Source organism: Mycolicibacterium vinylchloridicum, from assembly GCF_013404075.1.
In the GTDB taxonomy this organism is placed as follows: Bacteria; Actinomycetota; Actinomycetes; order Mycobacteriales; family Mycobacteriaceae; genus Mycobacterium; species Mycobacterium vinylchloridicum.
This window is the reverse complement of sequence record NZ_JACBJQ010000006.1, coordinates 75,413-93,644: the sequence shown is the minus strand read 5'-3', so window position 1 is coordinate 93,644 and position 18,232 is coordinate 75,413. Positions and strand designations below refer to the sequence as shown.

General features: G+C 65.2%; 18 protein-coding genes. 6 read left to right on the top strand and 12 right to left on the bottom strand.

Annotated features, from left to right (window positions below; genetic code table 11):
- Positions 1–30: 30 nt before the first annotated feature.
- Positions 31–2,991 carry an MMPL/RND family transporter gene (locus HPC46_RS07550; protein ID WP_179468400.1) on the bottom strand — a complete coding sequence of 987 codons (2,961 nt, stop codon included), beginning with the start codon at positions 2,989–2,991 and terminating at the stop codon, positions 31–33.
- Positions 2,988–3,434 carry an MmpS family transport accessory protein gene (locus HPC46_RS07545; RefSeq protein ID WP_179468398.1) on the bottom strand — a complete coding sequence of 149 codons (447 nt, stop codon included), beginning with the start codon at positions 3,432–3,434 and terminating at the stop codon, positions 2,988–2,990. Before HPC46_RS07545 ends, HPC46_RS07550 begins: the two co-directional genes overlap by 4 nt.
- A gap of 188 nt (positions 3,435–3,622) precedes the next feature.
- Between HPC46_RS07545 and HPC46_RS07540 the strand changes: the two genes are divergently transcribed.
- The gene (locus HPC46_RS07540; RefSeq protein ID WP_179468564.1) at positions 3,623–3,910 is read left to right on the top strand and encodes a metal-sensitive transcriptional regulator; all 288 of its coding nucleotides are present in this window, start codon (positions 3,623–3,625) and stop codon (positions 3,908–3,910) included.
- 259 nt (positions 3,911–4,169) lie between these two features.
- Here HPC46_RS07540 and HPC46_RS07535 read toward each other — a convergent pair whose 3' ends face one another.
- The 3 genes from HPC46_RS07535 to HPC46_RS07525 are packed head-to-tail and all read right to left on the bottom strand — an operon-like array spanning position 4,170 to position 5,937.
- The gene (locus HPC46_RS07535) at positions 4,170–4,442 is read right to left on the bottom strand and encodes a metal-sensitive transcriptional regulator (RefSeq protein ID WP_005145128.1); all 273 of its coding nucleotides are present in this window, start codon (positions 4,440–4,442) and stop codon (positions 4,170–4,172) included.
- Between the two features lie 23 nt (positions 4,443–4,465).
- Positions 4,466–5,341, bottom strand: a complete 876-nt coding sequence (locus HPC46_RS07530) for a sulfite exporter TauE/SafE family protein (RefSeq protein WP_179468396.1) — start codon at positions 5,339–5,341, stop codon at positions 4,466–4,468.
- A gap of 5 nt (positions 5,342–5,346) precedes the next feature.
- On the bottom strand, positions 5,347–5,937 hold the full coding sequence (locus HPC46_RS07525) for a rhodanese-like domain-containing protein (RefSeq protein WP_179468394.1): 591 nt from the start codon (positions 5,935–5,937) through the stop codon (positions 5,347–5,349).
- A 203-nt stretch (positions 5,938–6,140) separates the two neighbouring features.
- Here HPC46_RS07525 and HPC46_RS07520 point away from each other — a divergent pair, with 203 nt between their 5' ends.
- From HPC46_RS07520 to HPC46_RS07500, 5 genes are all read left to right on the top strand, one after another.
- A complete protein-coding gene (locus HPC46_RS07520) occupies positions 6,141–7,520 on the top strand; it encodes an MBL fold metallo-hydrolase (RefSeq protein WP_179468392.1) in 1,380 nt (459 codons plus the stop codon).
- A 22-nt stretch (positions 7,521–7,542) separates the two neighbouring features.
- Complete coding sequence (locus tag HPC46_RS07515) at positions 7,543–8,745, top strand: NAD(P)/FAD-dependent oxidoreductase (RefSeq protein ID WP_179468390.1); 1,203 nt, start codon at positions 7,543–7,545, stop codon at positions 8,743–8,745.
- Positions 8,746–8,780: 35 nt separating this feature from the next.
- Positions 8,781–9,140: a thioredoxin gene (gene trxA / locus HPC46_RS07510; RefSeq protein WP_179468388.1), complete on the top strand. Its 360-nt coding sequence runs from the start codon at positions 8,781–8,783 to the stop codon at positions 9,138–9,140.
- A gap of 189 nt (positions 9,141–9,329) precedes the next feature.
- Positions 9,330–10,103 carry a sulfite exporter TauE/SafE family protein gene (locus HPC46_RS07505; protein WP_179468386.1) on the top strand — a complete coding sequence of 258 codons (774 nt, stop codon included), beginning with the start codon at positions 9,330–9,332 and terminating at the stop codon, positions 10,101–10,103.
- A gap of 42 nt (positions 10,104–10,145) precedes the next feature.
- Positions 10,146–10,724, top strand: coding sequence for a dihydrofolate reductase family protein (locus tag HPC46_RS07500; protein WP_179468384.1), 579 nt, complete (start codon positions 10,146–10,148; stop codon positions 10,722–10,724).
- Here the strand turns inward: HPC46_RS07500 and HPC46_RS07495 are convergent.
- From HPC46_RS07495 to iolC, 7 genes are all read right to left on the bottom strand, one after another.
- Positions 10,696–11,415: a dienelactone hydrolase family protein gene (locus tag HPC46_RS07495; protein ID WP_179468382.1), complete on the bottom strand. Its 720-nt coding sequence runs from the start codon at positions 11,413–11,415 to the stop codon at positions 10,696–10,698. The two genes, HPC46_RS07500 and HPC46_RS07495, sit on opposite strands and share 29 nt — an antisense overlap.
- Before the next feature lie 150 nt (positions 11,416–11,565).
- Complete coding sequence (locus HPC46_RS07490; RefSeq protein WP_179468380.1) at positions 11,566–12,585, bottom strand: Gfo/Idh/MocA family protein; 1,020 nt, start codon at positions 12,583–12,585, stop codon at positions 11,566–11,568.
- 8 nt (positions 12,586–12,593) lie between these two features.
- Positions 12,594–13,499, bottom strand: a complete 906-nt coding sequence (locus HPC46_RS07485) for a sugar phosphate isomerase/epimerase family protein (protein ID WP_179468378.1) — start codon at positions 13,497–13,499, stop codon at positions 12,594–12,596.
- A 14-nt stretch (positions 13,500–13,513) separates the two neighbouring features.
- Positions 13,514–15,469, bottom strand: a complete 1,956-nt coding sequence (gene iolD / locus HPC46_RS07480) for a 3D-(3,5/4)-trihydroxycyclohexane-1,2-dione acylhydrolase (decyclizing) (protein ID WP_179468376.1) — start codon at positions 15,467–15,469, stop codon at positions 13,514–13,516.
- A gap of 2 nt (positions 15,470–15,471) precedes the next feature.
- On the bottom strand, positions 15,472–16,344 hold the full coding sequence (iolB, locus tag HPC46_RS07475) for a 5-deoxy-glucuronate isomerase (protein ID WP_179468374.1): 873 nt from the start codon (positions 16,342–16,344) through the stop codon (positions 15,472–15,474).
- Between the two features lie 4 nt (positions 16,345–16,348).
- A complete protein-coding gene (locus HPC46_RS07470) occupies positions 16,349–17,227 on the bottom strand; it encodes a Cgl0159 family (beta/alpha)8-fold protein (protein ID WP_179468372.1) in 879 nt (292 codons plus the stop codon).
- Positions 17,220–18,191 carry a 5-dehydro-2-deoxygluconokinase gene (iolC, locus tag HPC46_RS07465; RefSeq protein WP_179468370.1) on the bottom strand — a complete coding sequence of 324 codons (972 nt, stop codon included), beginning with the start codon at positions 18,189–18,191 and terminating at the stop codon, positions 17,220–17,222. The genes HPC46_RS07470 and iolC overlap by 8 nt, the downstream gene beginning before the upstream one ends.
- Between the last annotated feature and the right edge of the window lie 41 nt (positions 18,192–18,232).

Genomic DNA, 18,232 nt, shown 5'->3' with positions numbered 1-18,232 from the left:
CAGGCGTCGAGGCGCCCAAGCTGGCCCATGTCAGCTGGTGCCGGGTGAGACTGCATCGCCCTCCAGTGGGGACGAAACTTCCGGGAGGAATTCACTCGGCGGCCGATATGCGGGGCGAGAGCGCACCTTCAGTGGCCACCAGAACCATGGACCCAGAAGCGCTGCGATGGAGGGGGTCATCAACGACCGCACGATGAGAGTGTCGACGAGCAACCCGATACCGATGGTGGCGCCACCCTGGCCGACGTTGAGCAGGTCGCCGGAGATCATGGATCCCATGGTGAAGGCGAACACGAGGCCGGCGGCGGTCACGACGCTGCCGGTGCTCCCCATCGAGCGGATGATCCCGGTGTTGATGCCGGCACCGATCTCCTCCTTGAAGCGGGAGACGAGGAGCAGGTTGTAGTCGCTGCCGACGGCCATCAGGATGATCACCGCGAAGGCGAGCACGATCCAGTTGAGTTCGATGCCTGCGATCCGTTCGAAGACGAGCACCGAGATACCGAACGCGGCACCCAGCGACAACACGATCGTGCCGACGATCACCAGGGACGCAATGAAGGCCCGGGTGATCACGAGCATGACCAGGAAGATCAGGGTGAGGGCGGCGAACGCCGCGATCATGGTGTCGTATTTCGCGCCCGACTGGATGTCCCGGTACGTCGCCGCAGTGCCGGTCAGGTACACCTTCGCGGTGGCCAGAGAAGTGCCTTTCACGGCCTCGTGCGCGGCGATGACCTCCTCGTCGACGGTCGAAATGCCTTCCTCGGTCGCTGGATCGACGTCGTGGGTGATGATGAGGCGCGCCGCCTTGCCGTCGGGTGACAGGAACAGCTGCAATCCTTTCTGGAAGTCGGGATTGCTGAAGACTTCCGGCGGTAGGTAGAAGTAGTCGTCACTCTTGGAAGCGTCGAAGGCCTCGCCCATCGCGGTCGCGGTGTCGGTCATCTGCTGCATCTGGTTGATGAGGCCACCGAAACTGCTGTGGATGGTCTGCAGCGTCTGCTGCATCGTGGTGGCCGTCGCGATGATGGGCCCGAACTGAGCGACCATCTGCGGGGCCAGCGTATCCATCTCGTCCATGCCGTTGACCACACCGTCCATGCCCCGCACCATCGCGTCCATGTCGCCGACCACCGTGGCCATGTTTCCGCTGAGGGCGTCCACACCGTCGACGGCGTCGAATGCCGACCGGATCCCCCAGCACGCCGTGATGTTGAAACAGTGCTGTTCCCAGTAGAAGTAGTTGCGGAACGGCCGCACCGCGTCGTCGAAATCGGCCAGGTGATCGCGCATCTGGTCGACTGAGGCCTTCATGGTATTGAGGTCGTCGACCGTACGGTGGGCGGTGTTGACCGTTCCATGAGCATCGTCGACCGTGCGGTGCATCGCATCGGAGAACCTGCTCATCAGGTTCTGCATCTCGGTCATCGACGCGATCATGGCGCCGAGATCGTCCGACATCGTGCTGATGTCGCCCACCCGCTCTTTCAGGAACTGCAGGTTCTGGGTGATCGGTACCGACTGCATGCTGACCTGATAGGGGATCGAACTGTGCGCGATCGGCGAACCCAAGGGGCGGGTGATGCTCTGCACCATGGCAAGGCCCCGGATCCGGAACAGCGCCTTGGCAATCCTGTCGAGCACGATCATGTCGGTGGGGTTGCGCATGTCGTGATCGGATTCGATCATCATGATGTCCGGGTTCAATCGGGCCGGGCTGAAGTGCTTTTCGGCTGCTGTGTAGCCGACGTTCGCCGGAACGTCGGCCGGCACGTAGAAGCGATCGTTATAGCTCGTCTTGTAGCCGATCATCGCGAGGATGCCTAGCAGGATGACCGCAGTCGAAGCCGCCAGGATCGGCTTGGGCCAGCGGATCGCGGCGGTGCCGATCCGCCGCCAGCCCTTGGTCTTCATCGCTCGTTTCGGCTCCCACAGACCGAATCGAGTTGCCACCACCATGATCGCCGGTACCACGGTGAGCGCCGCGGCGACGACGACGATCAACCCGATCGCCGACGGATAGGCCAACGATTTGAAGTACGCCAACCGCGTCAACCGCAGGCACAGCACGGCGCCGGCAATGGTCAATCCCGAACCGAGGATCACGTGAGCGACGCCGTGGAATGCGGTGTAGTACGCCGATTCCGGGTCTTCGCCGTTCTGGCGCGCCTCTTGGTAGCGGCCGATGAGGAAGATCGCGTAATCCGTGCCTGCCGCGATCGCCAGTGCCGTCAGCAACGGCACGGAGAATGTCGAGAAGTCGATCAGTCGGAAGTGCCCGAGTAGGGCCACCGCGCCGCGCGCGGATCCCATCTCGATGCCGACAACGGCCAGGATCAGCAGCACGGTGCTGATCGAGCGGTAGACCAGCAGCAGCATGATCGTGATGACGATCATGGTGACCACAGTCATCTTGATCATGCTCTTGTCGCCGCTTTCGAGGGTGTCCGTCGTCAACGGTGCCGGCCCGGTGACGTAGACCTGCAGGCCGGGCGGTGGCGGCGTGTCATGGACGATGTCGCGAACTGCCTCCACCGATTCGTTGCCCTCGGTGCTGCCCTGATCGCCGGCGAGATTGAGTTGGACGTAGGCGGCCTTGCCGTCGCTGCTCTGGACACCGGCAGCCGTGATCAGATCACCCCAGAAATTGTGGACGTGCTGGACGTGTTTGGTGTCCCGTTCGAACTTTGCGATCAGGTTGTCGTAGTACTGGTGTGCCGGTTCGCCCAGTTTCTCGTTGCCCACCAGCACGACCATTGCAATGCTGTCCGAGGTGAATTCTTCGAACTTTGCGCCCATCTTCTTGGCAGCGATCACCGAAGGCGCATCCTGGGGCGACATCGATACGGCGTTGTGTTTGCCGACCGTTTCGACCTGCGGCAGAAGGAGATTGAGCGCGGCGGTGATTGCTACCCAGATCAGGATGATCGGTACCGCGGCCACCCGGATCGTGCGGGGGATGAACGGACGCGTGGCGTGGTCGCTCATGCGGCTTTCTCCAGACAGAAGGCCTGGGCGTCGCGGCCTGTGGCGTGGCTTTCGTCAACCACCTTGTCGTTGACCAGGATTCGGCAGCCGAGTCCGTCGGTGTCACCCTGGGCGACCACATTGGCCAGCATCCCGGGGTCCGTGGTGGTGACGGTGGCTGACCACGGCAGGCTGGTGAAGCCAGCCTCCAGGGTTTTCCCGTTGACATCGAGATAACTGACCCGGCCGGTCGCAGTCTGCGGTCCGAGGATCTCGTAGGTGACCCTCTTGGTATTGAACGGGACGATGGCATCCGCGTGCCCGGCTCCGGGCGCGAGGGGCTGATCGGTGTCAAAGAAAGTCCGTAGTCGGCCCACGACGGCCACCGCCGCCAACAGCGCAACAAATACGACCACGACCACCCAGAACCGCTTCAACCAGTCGAATACCGACTGCATGTTCATCACTGGTGCCCTATCTCAGATGTGGTGGCCGATCCGATCGATGCGATCGATCGGCCCTCAGGTCCCAAACCATACCCGGTGGGGTATGCAACCGGCCCCGCGAAAGAACTCGGCACTGGGGAACATACCATAGGGGGTATGGTATACACAGAGGTATGAGCCTATTGGCGCAGGGAGATGTGGCGGATATGAGTGAACAACGATCGCGGTGCGAGGCTGACTTGACCGCAACCCTCAACCGGCTGCGCCGTGCGCAGGGCCAGCTCGGCGGAGTGATCGCCATGATCGAGCAGGGGCGCGGTTGCAAAGACGTCGTCACGCAACTGGCGGCTGTGTCAAAAGCGTTGGACCGTGCCGGGTTTAGCATCATCGCCTCTGGTCTGCGGGACTGTATGGACGCGACCGATGGCAGGGACGCCAACCCGCAGGCACTAACCATCGAAGAGCTGGAGAAGCTGTTCTTGAGCCTGGCTTAGACCCAGGTCCGAATTGAAGGGAGTTCCCATGTGTCGTGCCGTCCGATGCCGCGTGTGCGGTAAGACGACCTGGTCGGGCTGCGGGATGCACGTCGACGCCGTCCGGCGTACCGTGCCTGCCGGTCAGTGGTGCGCTGGTCATTCGAGCGGCGAGGCTGCTCCACCCGCGCGCAAGAGTTGGTTCCGCAGGGGCAAAGGCGCGCAGCGCAACTCGTAAGTACGCACGATCGTGCGCAGAGCGAGCGGGAATCCGAGCCTGTCAGGCCAGGGCCAAGAACAGGCGCTCCAATTCCGCCTCGGTCATCGGCGGATGATCGCCGTCATCGGTTGCTCCGATGGCGCACTCCCGCATCCCGGTGGCCACGATCTTGAATCCGGCGCGGTTCAACGCCTTCGACACCGCTGCGAGCTGCGTGACGACGTCTTTGCAGTCGCGGCCCTGCTCGATCATCCCGATCACCCCGGACAGTTGTCCATGGGCGCGCCGCAACCGGTTCAAGACCGCGGTTGCCGCCTCGTTGTCACCGTTCATGCGAAGTCCTTCGTTCGTTTGGGTCACTTCGCGGCCGCTGGGACGTGGTGCTCGCGGACGAGCCGGCGCAGCGGGCAGAAACCATCTCGGTTGCAGGCGACGTACATCGCGCCCGCGATCAAGGTCAACACCGCGGCACCTACGCCGACGGCCAGGTGGATCTCCTGCGCGAGGATGACCGAGGACATCGCTAATACGAACCAGCCGAACGCCTTTCGGAGCGCCTCGGGGTTGACCTTGGCGGTGACGCGAGCGCCGATGAGGGCACCCACCACGGCGGCAGCGGTGACCGCGAGCGCGACAGTCCAGTCGATGTGAACGCTGGAGAGGTATCCGCCCAGGCCGGCAAATGACTTCATCGCGATCACGACCAACGAGGTGCCGACGGCGACAGGCATTGGCAAGCCGCCCAGCAGCGCAAGGGCGGGCACCACGAGGAAGCCGCCACCGGCCCCGACGAGCCCGGTGACCAGACCCACGAGGAGTCCTTCGGCCAGGATCTTGGGCACGGGCATGCGGTGTGCGACGTCGGATGAGACGACGTTCTTGCGGCCCCGCAGCATCGCGATGGCAGTGGCGATCATCATCAACGCGAATCCGATGAGCAGGACCGTCCCGGGAATGAACCGGGCGAGTACGCCGCCCAGATAAGCGCCGGCCATGCCGGCACCGCCGAAGATCAGTCCGGTGCGCCACTGCACGCGTCCGGCACGCGCGTGCGAGACGGCGCCGACCGCGCTGGTGACGCCCACCACGAGCAACGATGTCGCGATGGCCTGCTTGGCGTCCATGCCCGCCACGTAGGCGAGCAGTGGGACGGTCAGGATCGATCCGCCGCCGCCGAGCAGGCCCAAAGCGATGCCGACGAACACGGCGAGGGCAACGGTCAAGGCGATCATGTCGGTTACTCGGCTTTCTGGTTGGTGGGGTTGCCGACGAGTTGAGCCACCACGGTCTCGGCGTCACAGGCGGCGCCGCGGTTGTAGGGCAGCTTGGACAAGGCCATGCCCATCGCGCAGGTGTTCGTCAGAGCGGTCGCGGTCAACCCGCCGCCGATGGCGGCGGCGACCCACTTCAGTTTCGGGACCGCGATGCTGCTCAGGATGCTCGTCAACACGATCGAGCCGGCGACCAGGCGCACCTGGCGGTCGAGGTCCCAGCGCTGCGTACCGCGGTTGACTTCGAATCCTTTCGCCTGCCAGGCGGTGATGCCGCCGTCGAGGATGTGCACATTGTCCAGACCTGTGGCGCGCAGAGTCTCCTCGGCTTGTGCGGCCCGCTGGCCGGAGCGGCAAACCAACACGACGTCCTGGTCGAGGTGGCGCACGATTTCGTCGCGGTGCTCGCGCAGCAGGTCCAACGGGACGTTGTAGGCGCCGGCGATGTGCGCGGTCTGGAACTCGCCCGGGGTCCGGACGTCGAGGACCCGCGGTGGCTCAACCGAGCTGAGGCGTTCGCGCAGGTCCTGCGAATCGATGGTGGCGGGAGCGGTCATGGGAAAGGGTCCTTCCGGAAGGCCGGTGGTGACGAAAGCCCCTAGGCTTAGATACCACAGGGGGTATGTAATGATGGCATCGTAGACATACCTCCAGGGGTATTGTCAAGGACGGAATAAGATACCCCCTAGGGTACTTGACATACCCATAGGGGTATGTGCCAGGATGGCCCTACCACGTTACGAACAGAAAGAAGAAGACGATGATCCTGCAGCAGTACTACCTGGACTGCCTGTCCCACGCTTCGTACCTGATTGGCGACGAAACCACCGGTCGCGCAGTTGTTGTCGACCCGCAGCGTGACGTGGCCGAGTATGTGGCCGATGCGAAGGAACAGGGTCTGACCATCGAATTGGTCATCGAGACGCATTTCCACGCCGACTTCCTGTCCGGTCATCTGGAGCTGGCGAAGGCCACCGGCGCGAAGATCGTCTACTCCTCAGTCGCGCAGACCGAGTTCGAGTCGATGGGCGTCGCCGACGGCGAGCGCTACTCGTTGGGTGATGTGACGCTCGAGTTCCGGCACACTCCCGGGCATACGCCCGAGTCTTTGAGCATCGTGGTCTACGAGCACGCCGACGACAGCGTTCCTTACGGCGTGATGACCGGCGACACGCTGTTCATCGGTGACGTGGGCCGACCCGACCTGCTTGCCTCGATCGGCTTCACCCGCGAAGAACTCGCCGACAAGCTCTACGACTCGTTGCACGACAAGTTGATGACCCTGCCCGACGCAACGCGGGTTTACCCTGCGCACGGCGCCGGATCGGCATGCGGCAAGAACCTGTCGACCGACCTGTGGTCGACCATGGGTGATCAGAAGGCGACCAACTACGCACTGCGGGCCCCGGACAAGGCGACCTTCATGAATCTGGTCACCGAGGGTCAGCCGCCGGCGCCCGGCTACTTCGTCTACGACGCGATCCTCAACCGTAAGGACCGTGAACTGCTCGACGAGACCAAGATGCCGACGGCGATGACCTATGACGAGGTCCGCGCCGCGATGTCCGGCGGCGCCGTGCTGGTCGACGGACGCACTCCTGAGGAGTTCGCGCTCGGCCATCTGCGCGGCGCGATCAACATCGGTCTGGAAGGCCGATACGCTGAGTTCGCGGGCTCCGTGCTGCCCTCCGATGTCGACATCGTGCTGTTCACCGACCCCGGTCAGGAATTGGAAGGCAAGAACCGGCTCGCCCGCATCGGTTTCGACCGGGTGATCGGCTATCTCGACAAGCCTTTCGAGGTGATGTTCGAAAACCGCGGCGACGTTGCTGTTGCCTCCCGGTTGACCGCCCAGGCATTCGATCAGCGCGCGTCCGAGCTGGCCGGTCTGCAAATCGTCGACGTGCGCAACCCGGGTGAGGTCGCGGCCGGCACCATCCCGAATGCCATCGCGATCCCGGTCGGCCAGTTGCCCGCTCGGCTGGGTGAACTGGATCCGGCCAAGCCGACCGTCGTGTACTGCGCCGGCGGCTACCGGTCCTCGGTCGCCGCAAGCCTGTTGCGCCGGAACGGTTTCACCGATGTGAGCGACATCCTGGGCGGTTACGGCGCCTGGGACGAAGCCCACCAGAACGCCTGATTCTCCGAGGAGGACTGCCACCATGACCATCACGGCCAAACACCAGATCCTGATCGTCGGCGGCGGAACCGCCGGCATCACCGTCGCGGCGCGCATGCTCCGCAAGGGCTACACCGACGTCGCGGTCATCGAGCCGTCGAGCAAGCACTACTACCAACCGCTGTGGACACTCGTCGGCGGCGGACAGGCGAAGGCCTCGACCACCGAGCGCGACGAGTCCTCGGTCATGCCCAAGGGTGCCACCTGGATCAAGAAGGCCGCCAGCGCCTTTGATCCCGACTCCAACACGGTGACCTGCGCCGACGGGGCGACCTACGAGTACGACGTGCTCGTCGTGAGCCCGGGCATCCAGCTCGACTGGAACCGCACCGAGGGCCTGGAGGATGCCCTGGGCCGCGACGGCGTGTCGTCGAACTACCGGTTCGACCTCGCGCCGCGGACCTGGGACTTCATTCGCAACATGCGTTCGGGCACTGCGGTTTTCACAGTTCCCTCCGGCGCGATCAAGTGTGCCGGCGCTCCGCAGAAGATCGCCTACCTGGCGTCCGACTACTGGCGCAAGCAGGGCGTGCTCAAAGATATCGACGTTCACCTGGTGATGCCGGGGGCCCGGCCGTTCGGGATTCCGGCGATCGCCGACAGCCTCGACAAAGTCATCGCTGACTACGGCATCACCTTGCACACCAATTCCGAGGTGACGTCTGTCGACGCGGCATCGCACAAGGTTGGCGTCACCAGTGTCGCGCCGGGCGGCACTGACACCATGCTGCCTTACGATGTGTTGCACGCCGTGCCGCGGCAGTCGGCGCCGGACTGGATCAAGGCAAGCCCGCTGTCGACCGGTGACGCAATGGGTTACGTCGACATCGACAAGCACACCATGCAGCACGTGCGGTACCCCAACGTGTTCAGCCTGGGTGACGCCGGTTCGTCGCCAAACTCGAAGACCGGCGCCGCGATCCGCAAACAGGCTCCCGTCGTCGTCGACAACATCGACGCGTTCCTGAATAAGCAACCACTGCGCGCGTCGTACGACGGTTACTCGTCGTGCCCGATCATCACCTCGTCGCACGCGATGCTGCTTGCCGAGTTCGACTACGACCTGCAGCTGGAACCCACCTTCCCCCTGCTGAATCCGACGACGCCGCACCGGGCGTATTGGTACCTGAAGAAGTACGGGCTCCCGTTCATGTACTGGAATCTGATGCTCAAGGGTCTGGCCTAGTAATTCGACTGCGACACAACGAAAGGACATCACAAATGGCCATCAGAAATCTGACCACTGCCGACTTCAAAGAGACGACCGTCGAGAATCCTATTGTGCTCGTTGACTTCTGGGCATCGTGGTGCGGCCCGTGCCGCGCATTTGCCCCGGTCTTCGACCGCTCGTCGGACTCGCACCCAGACGTGGTGCACGCCAAGGTCGACACCGAAGCCGAGCAAGAACTCGCTGCGGCACTGGAGATACGGGCAATCCCGACGATCATGGCATTCCGCGACGGCATTCTCGTCTACCGCCAGGCGGGTGCGCTGCCCGCCGCCGGCCTGGAGGATCTCATCACCAGGGTCAAGGCTCTCGACATGGCCGAGGTGCGGGCCAAGATCGCTGCGAGCTCCTGACCGAAATCACAACCAATCTAGGAGAATCCATGTGTTACCCGGAGAAGTGTTACAAGTGCGGAAAGACCGGTTGGGCCGGCTGCGGACGGCACGTCGATGATGTGATGCGCTCGGTGCCAGTGAGTCAGCGGTGTGCCTGCGAGCGGAAATCCACGGCGGAACTCGCAGCACGCCGGTGAGCGGAAGTCCATGACCATCGGAATCGCCCTCGCCCTTGGCGCTGTCATCGGCGTCCTGTTGGGACTGCTCGGCGGTGGTGGGTCCATCCTCGCCGTTCCCGCGCTGGTCTACGTGCTCGGGCTCGGAATTGAGCAGGCGATCCCGATGTCGCTGATCGTGGTCGGTACCGCGTCGGCGGTGGGTGCATTGCCCAAGATTCGCGCCGGGCAGGTGCAGTGGCGGCTCGCCGCGATCTTCGCGGCAGCCGGCATCCCCGCCACCTTCCTGGGCACCGCCATCGGACGACAACTACCCCAATCTGCTCTGCTCATCGGCTTTGCCGTGGTCATGGTGGTCGCGGGGATCCGACTGTTGCAAGACAACGGCGACACCGGCACTGCATGTAAGGTCGGCGATTCCGGCATCAACTGGCGCCGGTGCGCCCCCAGATCCATCCCCGCCGGGTTCCTTGTCGGTCTGCTCACCGGACTCTTCGGTGTCGGCGGAGGCTTCTTGATCATTCCGGCCCTGGTGCTGATGCTCGGGGTGGAGATGCCGATCGCGATCGGAACCTCGCTGTTGATCATCGTCGTCAACTCGGCAGCGGGGGTTGCCTCACATGTCAGCGTGGGCAGCATCGACTGGGCGATCACCGGCGCGTTCGTCGGCTCCGCCATCGTCGGCTCGTTGGTCGCCGGGCACCTCGGCATCCGACTCGACACCCGACGACTTCAGCACTGGTTCGCCTACCTGGTCTTCGCCGTGGCCGGCTACGTGCTCATCGACACGATCTTCATCCACTAGACATCGCGATGAGTTTTGGCGTGGCACCCGGTCTGTATCTGCATGACCACTACGTACACCTTTGACGTCTTTTCCAGCCTCGACGGCTTCGGCGGCGTCAATGGCGGTGACTGGGGCGGTTACTGGGGCAAGCAAGGCCCCGAACTGCTCGAGCATCGCCTTGCCCAGTACGACGAGAAGCAGCGAATGGTATTCGGTGCCAACACATATCGAGCCTTCACTCAGCTGCTGGACCTAAGCGAAGAAGCATCGGTGAACGATCTCTGGGTCACCCGGATGCGGCAGCTGCCTGCGACGGTGGTGTCGACGACGTTGCGCGCGCCGTTGGACTGGCCGGACGCGACCGTCGTGAGCGGCGACGCCGTCGACGTCGTCGCCCAGCTCAAGAAGGAATCCGACGTGCCGCTTCGCTCGCACGGCAGCCTCTCGATGAACCGGGCGTTGATGGCCGCCGGCCTGGTGGACTCCGTCCAGGTGACGATCTTTCCCGTCATCACCGGTCTGACCGGGGATGACCCGATTTTCGCGGGTGCGGCCGACTTCGACCTCGAGCTGATCGAGAGCCGAACGCTCGACGGCAACATCCAAGAGCTCAGCTACCGGCCGACGCTGCACCCTTGAGGTGCTCGCCGAAGAACGCCAGGATGCGCTGCCAGGCGTCTTCGGCCTCGGGCTCTGAGTAGGCCAGCCCGGCGACCCGTTCGATGACCTTCAACGGTCCCGGGGTCGGGAATTGATTCATGAACGAGTGCCCCACTCCTGGATACTCCTTGACGTCGCGCACGACGCCGCCCGCGGCGAGGATGTCTTCGAGTTTGGCGGCCGCGCCCTTGAGCATCGGGTCCTTGGCGCCGTAGCTGGCCACGGTCGGGCAGGAGTTCGCAATCCGGGAAATATCCTTCGGCCATTCGCCGTAGTTGGGCGCCGAGGCGTCGAACGCTCCGCTCGGTCCGAGCACCAGGCAGAATCCGCCGCCCATACAGAACCCGATGATGCCGATCTTGCCGGTGCACTGGGGGTCTGCGGCCAGGTGATCGCGGGCGGCGATCAGGTCGTCGACGGCCGTCCCTTGGCCGTTGCGAAACGCCTGCAGCGTCCGCACCACACACAGCAGCCGGTTGCCGCGGTGGTAGAGCGCCGGCGTGATCGCGAGGTAGCCGTTCTCGGCGAATCGCCTGGTGATGCGTTTGGCGTCGCGCGTCATGCCCATCGCGTCATGCACGATGACGACGCCGGGCCACGGTCCATCACCGGTCGGCCGGACCTGATACGCGGGGAGCGGACCTGCGGGGGCGGGGAAGCTGGTCTCCATTCAGGCATCTTGGCACCCGCGGGTCAGGTTAGACAGGTGGTGTGACCGCCAGCGTGCGCAAAGTGCCCGCCCTTGCGGCGTGTCGGTGTACCGACACGCACGCTCGCGGCCGTTTCCCGGAACGGTGTGGGGTCCAGGGCGACCTTCACGTCATGCTCCCTTGATCGAATCGCGCGGCACAATCTGGACCTCGACGGGCAGGCCGCTCTGCAGCGACTCGACGCCCGCCTCGCACACCGCGGCGGCGGCGTAGCCGTCCCACGCCGACGGTCCGTCGACATTCACACCGGCACGGACCGCGTCCACCCACCGCTGGATCTCGGTGTCGTACGCGCGGCCGAAACGCTCGCGGAAGCCGGGCGTGATCTGCCCGCCCCATGTTCCCGGCGCCGTCTTGCGGACGACGTTGACATCCAAACCGATGATGGCGCTGCCCTTTTCGCCGACTACCTCGGTGCGCACCTCGTAGGCGACACCGGTCGTGACGAACAGCTCGACGTCCACATGCTTGCCGGATGCCGTCCGCAGGATCGCGATCTGCGGGTCGGCGAGGCCCTGCGGTGCGGCCGGGTTCGCCGACGGCTTGACGATCTGAATCGAGGCGATCTCCTCGTCGAACATGAACCGGGTGACGTCGACCTCATGAACCAGGCTGTCGCGCACCACCATCGCGCTGTCGAAGCTCGGTGGCACTGCGGGGTTGCGGTGCACGCAGTGCATCACCAGCGGAGCGCCGAGCTCGCCGCCGATGAGCATCGCTTTGAGCGCAGCGTACTCGTCGTCGAAGCGGCGCATGAAGCCCACCTGAATCAGCCTGCGGCCCAGCTCCGCCTCCCGCTTGACGACCTCGAGCGACGTCTCCACATCGGTGGTCAGCGGCTTCTCGCACATCACCGGCTTTCCGTGCTCCAAGCATGCCAGCAGCTGCTTCTCGTGCGTCGGGCCGGGGGTTGCCAGCACCACGGCGTCGACGTCCGGATCGGCGATGGCGTCCAGCGGGTCGGCGATGGTATGGCAGCCGTCGATGCCGGCCGCGATCTGTTCAGCCTTCTCGGTGACGTAGTCGTTGACGACGGCCACCCGGGCGCCCTTGATCCTGTTGTCGATGCGCGCGACGTGGTCGGCGCCCATCACGCCGACGCCGAGCACCGCGATACGAAGGTCGGACATCGTGTCTCCTAGTTGAAACGAACGGACGGGATGCCACAGGAGCCCAGGTATTTCTGGGTGCGCTTGGCGATCGGCAGCGGGGCGTCGACCTCGCAGGGGTACATGTCCTGCTCGACGATCGCGAACACGTCGATGCCGAGCTTCTCGATCTCGGCGAGAAGCGGTGGCATATCCGGGATTCCGCGAGGGGGCTCGGTCATCGCGCCGAGTTTGACGGCCTCACCGAACGGCAGATCCTCGGCCTCGACCTTCGCGCGCACGTCGGGGTCGACCTGCTTGAGATGCAGATAGCCGATGCGCTCGGGGGCGCGGCGAATGACCGCGATGTTGTCACCGCCGCAATAGGAGATGTGCCCGGTGTCCAGGCACAGGTTGACGAACTCGCCGTCGGTGCCGTCGAGGAATCGGTACACGTTGTCCTCGGTGTCGACGTGACTGTCGGCGTGCGGGTGGTACTGCGCGCGAACGCCGTACTGCTCGAACATCGCCTTACCCAGTTCGTTCATGCCGTGGGTCTTTTTGCGCCACTGCCCGGGTGTCAGCGTGCGGTCCTCCAGTACCGCACCCGAGGACGGATCGCGCCACATCTCCGGGATGACCACGACGTGCTTACCGCCCACGGCGGCAGTCAGTTTCGCGACATCTTCGATCTGCTTCCACACCGCATCCCATGAGTCGTCCTGGTGCAGGTGCTCGAAGACCGTGCCTGCCGACAGCTTCAAATTGCGGGCGGCCAGCTCATCGGAGAGCCGCTTGGGGTCGGTCGGCAGGTAGCCGAACGGGCCCAGCTCGATCCACTGGTAGCCGGCGGCGGCGACCTCGTCGAGGAACCGGGTATAGGGAGTCTGCTGCGGATCGTCGGGGAACCACACACCCCAGGAGTCGGGGGCGGACCCGACGAGAATGGTGCTCACGATGGTCGTCTCTCTTAGGGGTCTGACGGATTGACGAGGGGGCGCTGGACTTTCTTCCAGTCCGCATACCGTCGGTAGGCGGTCTGGGTGGATTCCAGAGTGGAGACCTCGCTGACCGGTACGTCCCACCAGGACTGGCTGTCGGGTGCATAGATCAAGGGGTCGGTCTCGACATGAATCACGGTGACGGTGTCGGCGGCCTTGGCCGTCTTGACCGCGTCGGCGAACTCCGCGGCCGTGGTCACCTTGATGACATCGGCGCCGAGGCTGGCGGCGTTGGCGGCGAGATCGACGGGCAGTTTGTCGCCGTCGAGCCTGCCGTCACCGCTGCGGTACCGGTAGGAGGTGCCGAACCGCTGCGAACCGAGCGACTCGGACAGGCCGCCGATGGAGGCGAATCCGTGGTTCTGCACCAGAATCGGGATGACTTTGACGCCCTCCTGGACGGCGGTGACCAGCTCGGTCGCCATCATCAGGTACGAGCCGTCGCCGACCATGATGAACACGTCGCGGTCGGGTGCGGCCATCCGTACGCCGATACCGCCGGCGATCTCGTAGCCCATGCAGGAATAGCCGTATTCGACGTGGTAGCCCTTGCGATCGCGAGTGCGCCACAGCTTGTGCAGATCCCCCGGCATGGACCCGGCGGCGCACACGACGACGTCGCGCGGGTCCGAGAGCGTGTTGACCAGACCGATGACCTGGTTCTGGTTGAGCTGCACGCCGTCTTCGGTTGCGTAGGCCGAGGACACGGTGTCGTCCCACTCCTGGGCCAGTTCGGTTATCCGGGAACGGTATTCGCCACTGACGGTGTAGCCGTCCAGAGCACCCGCCAGCGCCTGGAGTGCTTCGCGGGCATCCGATACGACGCTGACCCCACCCTGCTTGACGGAGTCCAGCGACGCGACGTTGATGTTGACGAAGCGCACGTGCGGGTGGTTGAACGCGGTGCGCGACGCCGAGGTGAAATCGCTGTAGCGGGTTCCGATCCCGATGACGACATCAGCTTCGGCGGCCAGGGCGTTGGCGGCGGTGGTGCCGGTGGACCCCACGGCCCCGACCGATTGCGGGTGGTCGAAGCGCAGTGAACCCTTGCCGGCCTGGCTTTCGGCGACCGGGATACCGGTCTGCTCGCACAACGCCGCCAACGCCTCTTCGGCCTCCGAGTAGTGCACCCCGCCGCCGGCCACGATCAGCGGCTGTTGCGCCGCGGCGATGATCTGCGCCGCGCGGGCGATCGCCGACCGCTCGGGCAGCGGGCGGCCGATGTGCCAGGTGCGTTCGGCGAACAGCGATTCGGGCCAGTCGTGGGCCTCGGCCTGTACGTCCTGGGGGATCGACACCGTTGCGGCACCGGTCTCGACGGGATCGGTGAGAACGCGCATCGCACCCAGCAGGGCTGCGGGCAGTTGCTCGGGCCGCCACACCCGGTCGAAGTAGCGGGACAGCGGTTTGAACGCGTCGTTGACCGTCACGTCGCCCGATGACGGCAGCTCGAGTTCCTGCAGAACGGGGGAGCTGACGCGGGTGGCGAAGGTGTCGGCGGGCAACAGCAGCACCGGCAGCCGGTTGATCGTGGCCAGGGCGGCGCCGGTCAGCATGTTCGTGGATCCGGGGCCGACGCTGGCGGTGACCGCCCAGGCCTCGAGCCGGTCGGTCTGACGGGCGTAGGCGACGGCGGTGTGGACCATGGCCTGCTCATTGCGGCCCAGCACATATTTCAGGCCGGGCTCGCGGCGCGGATTCGACTCGGCCGCTTCTATTTCGTCCTGCAGCAGCGCCTGGCCGAGCCCGGCCACGTTGCCATGGCCGAAGATGCCGAGGCACCCGGCGAAGAACTTGGTGCGCAGCCCGTCACGCTCGACGTACTGGTTGGCCAGAAACCGAATCGTGGCCTGCGCCAAGGTGAGTCGTACGGTGGCTTCGGCGTCGGCCAGTTTCTCGGTCGACTTCGGCGCGGTGGATACCACGTTCAGGCTCCTTGGGAAGGGCCGCCCATGGGCAGCCGCGGATCGATCTCCTGGTGCTCCCAGCTGCCGCGCAGCCAGGTGTGGTTGGGGTCGTCACAGATCAGCCAGGCCCGGTTCGGCCCGGAGCCGGCCATCACGTTGAGGTAGTACATGTGGTGGCCGGGCGCGGCGATGGACGGGCCGTGGTAGCCGTGCGGGACCAGCACCACGTCACCGGAGCGGACCTCTTCGAGCACCTCGATCGGGCGCTGCGGGGTGCCGTACACCCGGTGGTAGCCGAAACCAGGTGTGCCCGCCGGGCTCTCGGCGATCTCGAAGTAGTAGATCTCCTCCAGCTGGGTTTCGACGTCGGTGTTCTCCTCGTGCTTGTGCGCGGGATAGCTCGACCAGTTGCCGCCGGGGGTGATCACCTCGCACGCGATCAGTGAGTCAGCCTCGAATGTCGTTGCGGTGCCGAAGTTGTGCACCTGGCGGCTGCAGTTGCCCGCCCCGCGCAGCTCGACGGCCACGTCGGCGGCGGCCACTCGGCGGTTCGGGAACAGTGTCGTGGCGCGGGCGCCGCAGATCGCGAACCGGCCCTCGCCGGCCAGGATGTATTCCTGGCCGATACCGAGGTACACCATGTCGGCGGGGCCGTCGAAGACCGATTCACGCCGCGACAGTTCGAACGTCTCACCGGCGCACGTGACGGTGCCCCCACCGGCCAGCGGCAGGATCATCACCTCGGTGTCACGGGTGTGCAGCTCGGCACGCTGGCTGTCATCGAGTTCGAGGACCTGCAGCGAGGATTCAGCCCAGCCGGCCGACTCCGGTGTCACGTCGACGGTCAACGGGAGCTGCGCGCTGCGTGCGGGAATGTAGTACTTGCTGTGCACCGGTTCACCTCACCATCGAGACGGCGGTCGCCACCGCGGAACTCACATCGTCATCGGCCGGGTAGAGCAGGGTCCGACCGACGATCAGGCCGCGTACCGACGGCAATGACAGCGCCTTCTCCCAGCTGGCGAAGGCTTCGTCGGGATCGGTGGGGTCGCCACCCAGCAGGAGGGTTGGCAATGTGGTGGAGTCCATCACCCTGTCCATTTCAGCGACGACGGGCAGCTTCATCCAGGTGTAGGCCGAAGTGGACCCGAGCCCCTGGCTGATGTGAATGGACTTGATCACCGCGTCCGGGCTCAGATCGTTGCGGACCCTGCCGTCGACCCGGCTGGACAGGAACGGCTCGACCATCGCGATCAGTCCGTGTGCGGCCAGCGCGTCGACGGCCTGCGCACACGCGGCCAGCGTGGAAACCGTGCCTGGATCGTTGAGGTCGATGCGGCACAACATCTTTCCGCCGTTCATCTTCGCTGCGGCGGTGGACTCGGCGGTGGCGGCGGTCATCCGGTCGTCGAGCTCGAAACACGCGCCGGCCAGCCCGCCCCGGTTCATCGACGAGAACACCACCTTGTCCTCGAGGGCGCCGAACAGCAGCAGGTCGTCGAGGATGTCGGAGGTCGCCAGCACCCCGTCGACGCCCGGGTCGGCCAGCGCGGTGCGCAGCCGGTCGAGCAGATCGGTGCGGCTGTTCATCGCGGTGGGACGCGAGCCGACGGCCAGCGCGCCGCGGGCCGGATGGTCGGCCGCGACGATCATCAGCCGTCCGTTGCCGCGCACCGCCGGGCGGGTGGTCCGGTTCTGCCACGCCCGTGCGATCGCGGCGGGATCGGCCGCACGCAGCTCGGTGATGTCGGCGTAATCCTTGCAGGGGCTAGACATTGACCGCCTCCACTGCGGTCTGCTCGGCCAGTGCTGCCACCTCGGCGGCCGTCGGCATCGCCGTCGAACACTCCAGTCGCGATGCGACGATCGCGCCCGCGGCGTTGGCGTAACGCAGCGTCTTCTCCAGCGGCCAGTCGTGCAGCAGCCCATGGCACAGGCTGCCGCCGAAACTGTCGCCTGCGCCGAGGCCGTTGATCACGTCGACGTCGACTGGGGGCACGGTCACCGATGCGCTCTTGGTCTTGCCCAGCACGCCGCGCGGGCCCTGCTTGACGATCGCCAGCTGCACGCCAAGATCCAGTAGCGCGTCAGCGGCCTTGTGCGGGTTGGTCTCTCCGACGGCGATCTCGCACTCTTCCCGGTTGCCGACCGCAACCGTGACATGGGCCAGCGCGCGTTGAACCTGCGCGGACGCCGCCGCGGGGGAGTCCCAGAACATCGGTCGGTAGTCGAGGTCCAGCACCGTCAGTGGTGCGCGCCCCCTGGCCTCCCACGCCGCGAAATGCGCACCGCGGCTTGGTTCTTCAGACAGCCCGGTGACCGTCGACCAGTACAGCCGGGCGCCGCGCACAGCATCGAGGTCAATTTCATCAGCGGCGATCTGGAGGTCCGGAGCTGACGGCTTGCGGTAGAAGTACAGCGGGAAATCGTCGGGCGGGAAGATCTCGCAGAATGTCACCGGCGTCGGGTATTCCGGGTGGATGTTGACGAAGCGGTTGTCCACGCCCAGGCGGTCCAGTTCGGCGCGCACATAGCGGCCGAACGGGTCTGCCCCGACTCCGGAGATCAGTGCGGTCCGGTCACCGAGGCGGGCGACGGCGACGGCGACGTTGGCCGCGCTGCCGCCGAGGAACTTGCCGAACGACTCCACGTGCTCGAGGCCGACGCCGACCTGGAGCGGATAGATGTCGACACCACTGCGCCCGATGGCGAGTACGTCGAATGGTGGGGTAGCAGTCACGGCAGCTCTCTTCAGGGCTCGATGGGGACTTGTTACGACTG

Excerpts from the sequence above, each read along its gene's own strand:
- HPC46_RS07550 (WP_179468400.1), bottom strand. The coding sequence starts at position 2,991 with ATGAGCGACCACGCCACGCGTCCGTTCATCCCCCGCACGATCCGGGTG.
- HPC46_RS07545 (WP_179468398.1), bottom strand. The coding sequence starts at position 3,434 with ATGAACATGCAGTCGGTATTCGACTGGTTGAAGCGGTTCTGGGTGGTC.
- HPC46_RS07540 (WP_179468564.1), top strand. The coding sequence starts at position 3,623 with ATGAGTGAACAACGATCGCGGTGCGAGGCTGACTTGACCGCAACCCTC.
- HPC46_RS07535 (WP_005145128.1), bottom strand. The coding sequence starts at position 4,442 with ATGAACGGTGACAACGAGGCGGCAACCGCGGTCTTGAACCGGTTGCGG.
- HPC46_RS07530 (WP_179468396.1), bottom strand. The coding sequence starts at position 5,341 with ATGATCGCCTTGACCGTTGCCCTCGCCGTGTTCGTCGGCATCGCTTTG.
- HPC46_RS07525 (WP_179468394.1), bottom strand. The coding sequence starts at position 5,937 with ATGACCGCTCCCGCCACCATCGATTCGCAGGACCTGCGCGAACGCCTC.
- HPC46_RS07520 (WP_179468392.1), top strand. The coding sequence starts at position 6,141 with ATGATCCTGCAGCAGTACTACCTGGACTGCCTGTCCCACGCTTCGTAC.
- HPC46_RS07515 (WP_179468390.1), top strand. The coding sequence starts at position 7,543 with ATGACCATCACGGCCAAACACCAGATCCTGATCGTCGGCGGCGGAACC.
- trxA (WP_179468388.1), top strand. The coding sequence starts at position 8,781 with ATGGCCATCAGAAATCTGACCACTGCCGACTTCAAAGAGACGACCGTC.
- HPC46_RS07505 (WP_179468386.1), top strand. The coding sequence starts at position 9,330 with ATGACCATCGGAATCGCCCTCGCCCTTGGCGCTGTCATCGGCGTCCTG.
- HPC46_RS07500 (WP_179468384.1), top strand. The coding sequence starts at position 10,146 with ATGACCACTACGTACACCTTTGACGTCTTTTCCAGCCTCGACGGCTTC.
- HPC46_RS07495 (WP_179468382.1), bottom strand. The coding sequence starts at position 11,415 with ATGGAGACCAGCTTCCCCGCCCCCGCAGGTCCGCTCCCCGCGTATCAG.
- HPC46_RS07490 (WP_179468380.1), bottom strand. The coding sequence starts at position 12,585 with ATGTCCGACCTTCGTATCGCGGTGCTCGGCGTCGGCGTGATGGGCGCC.
- HPC46_RS07470 (WP_179468372.1), bottom strand. The coding sequence starts at position 17,227 with ATGTCTAGCCCCTGCAAGGATTACGCCGACATCACCGAGCTGCGTGCG.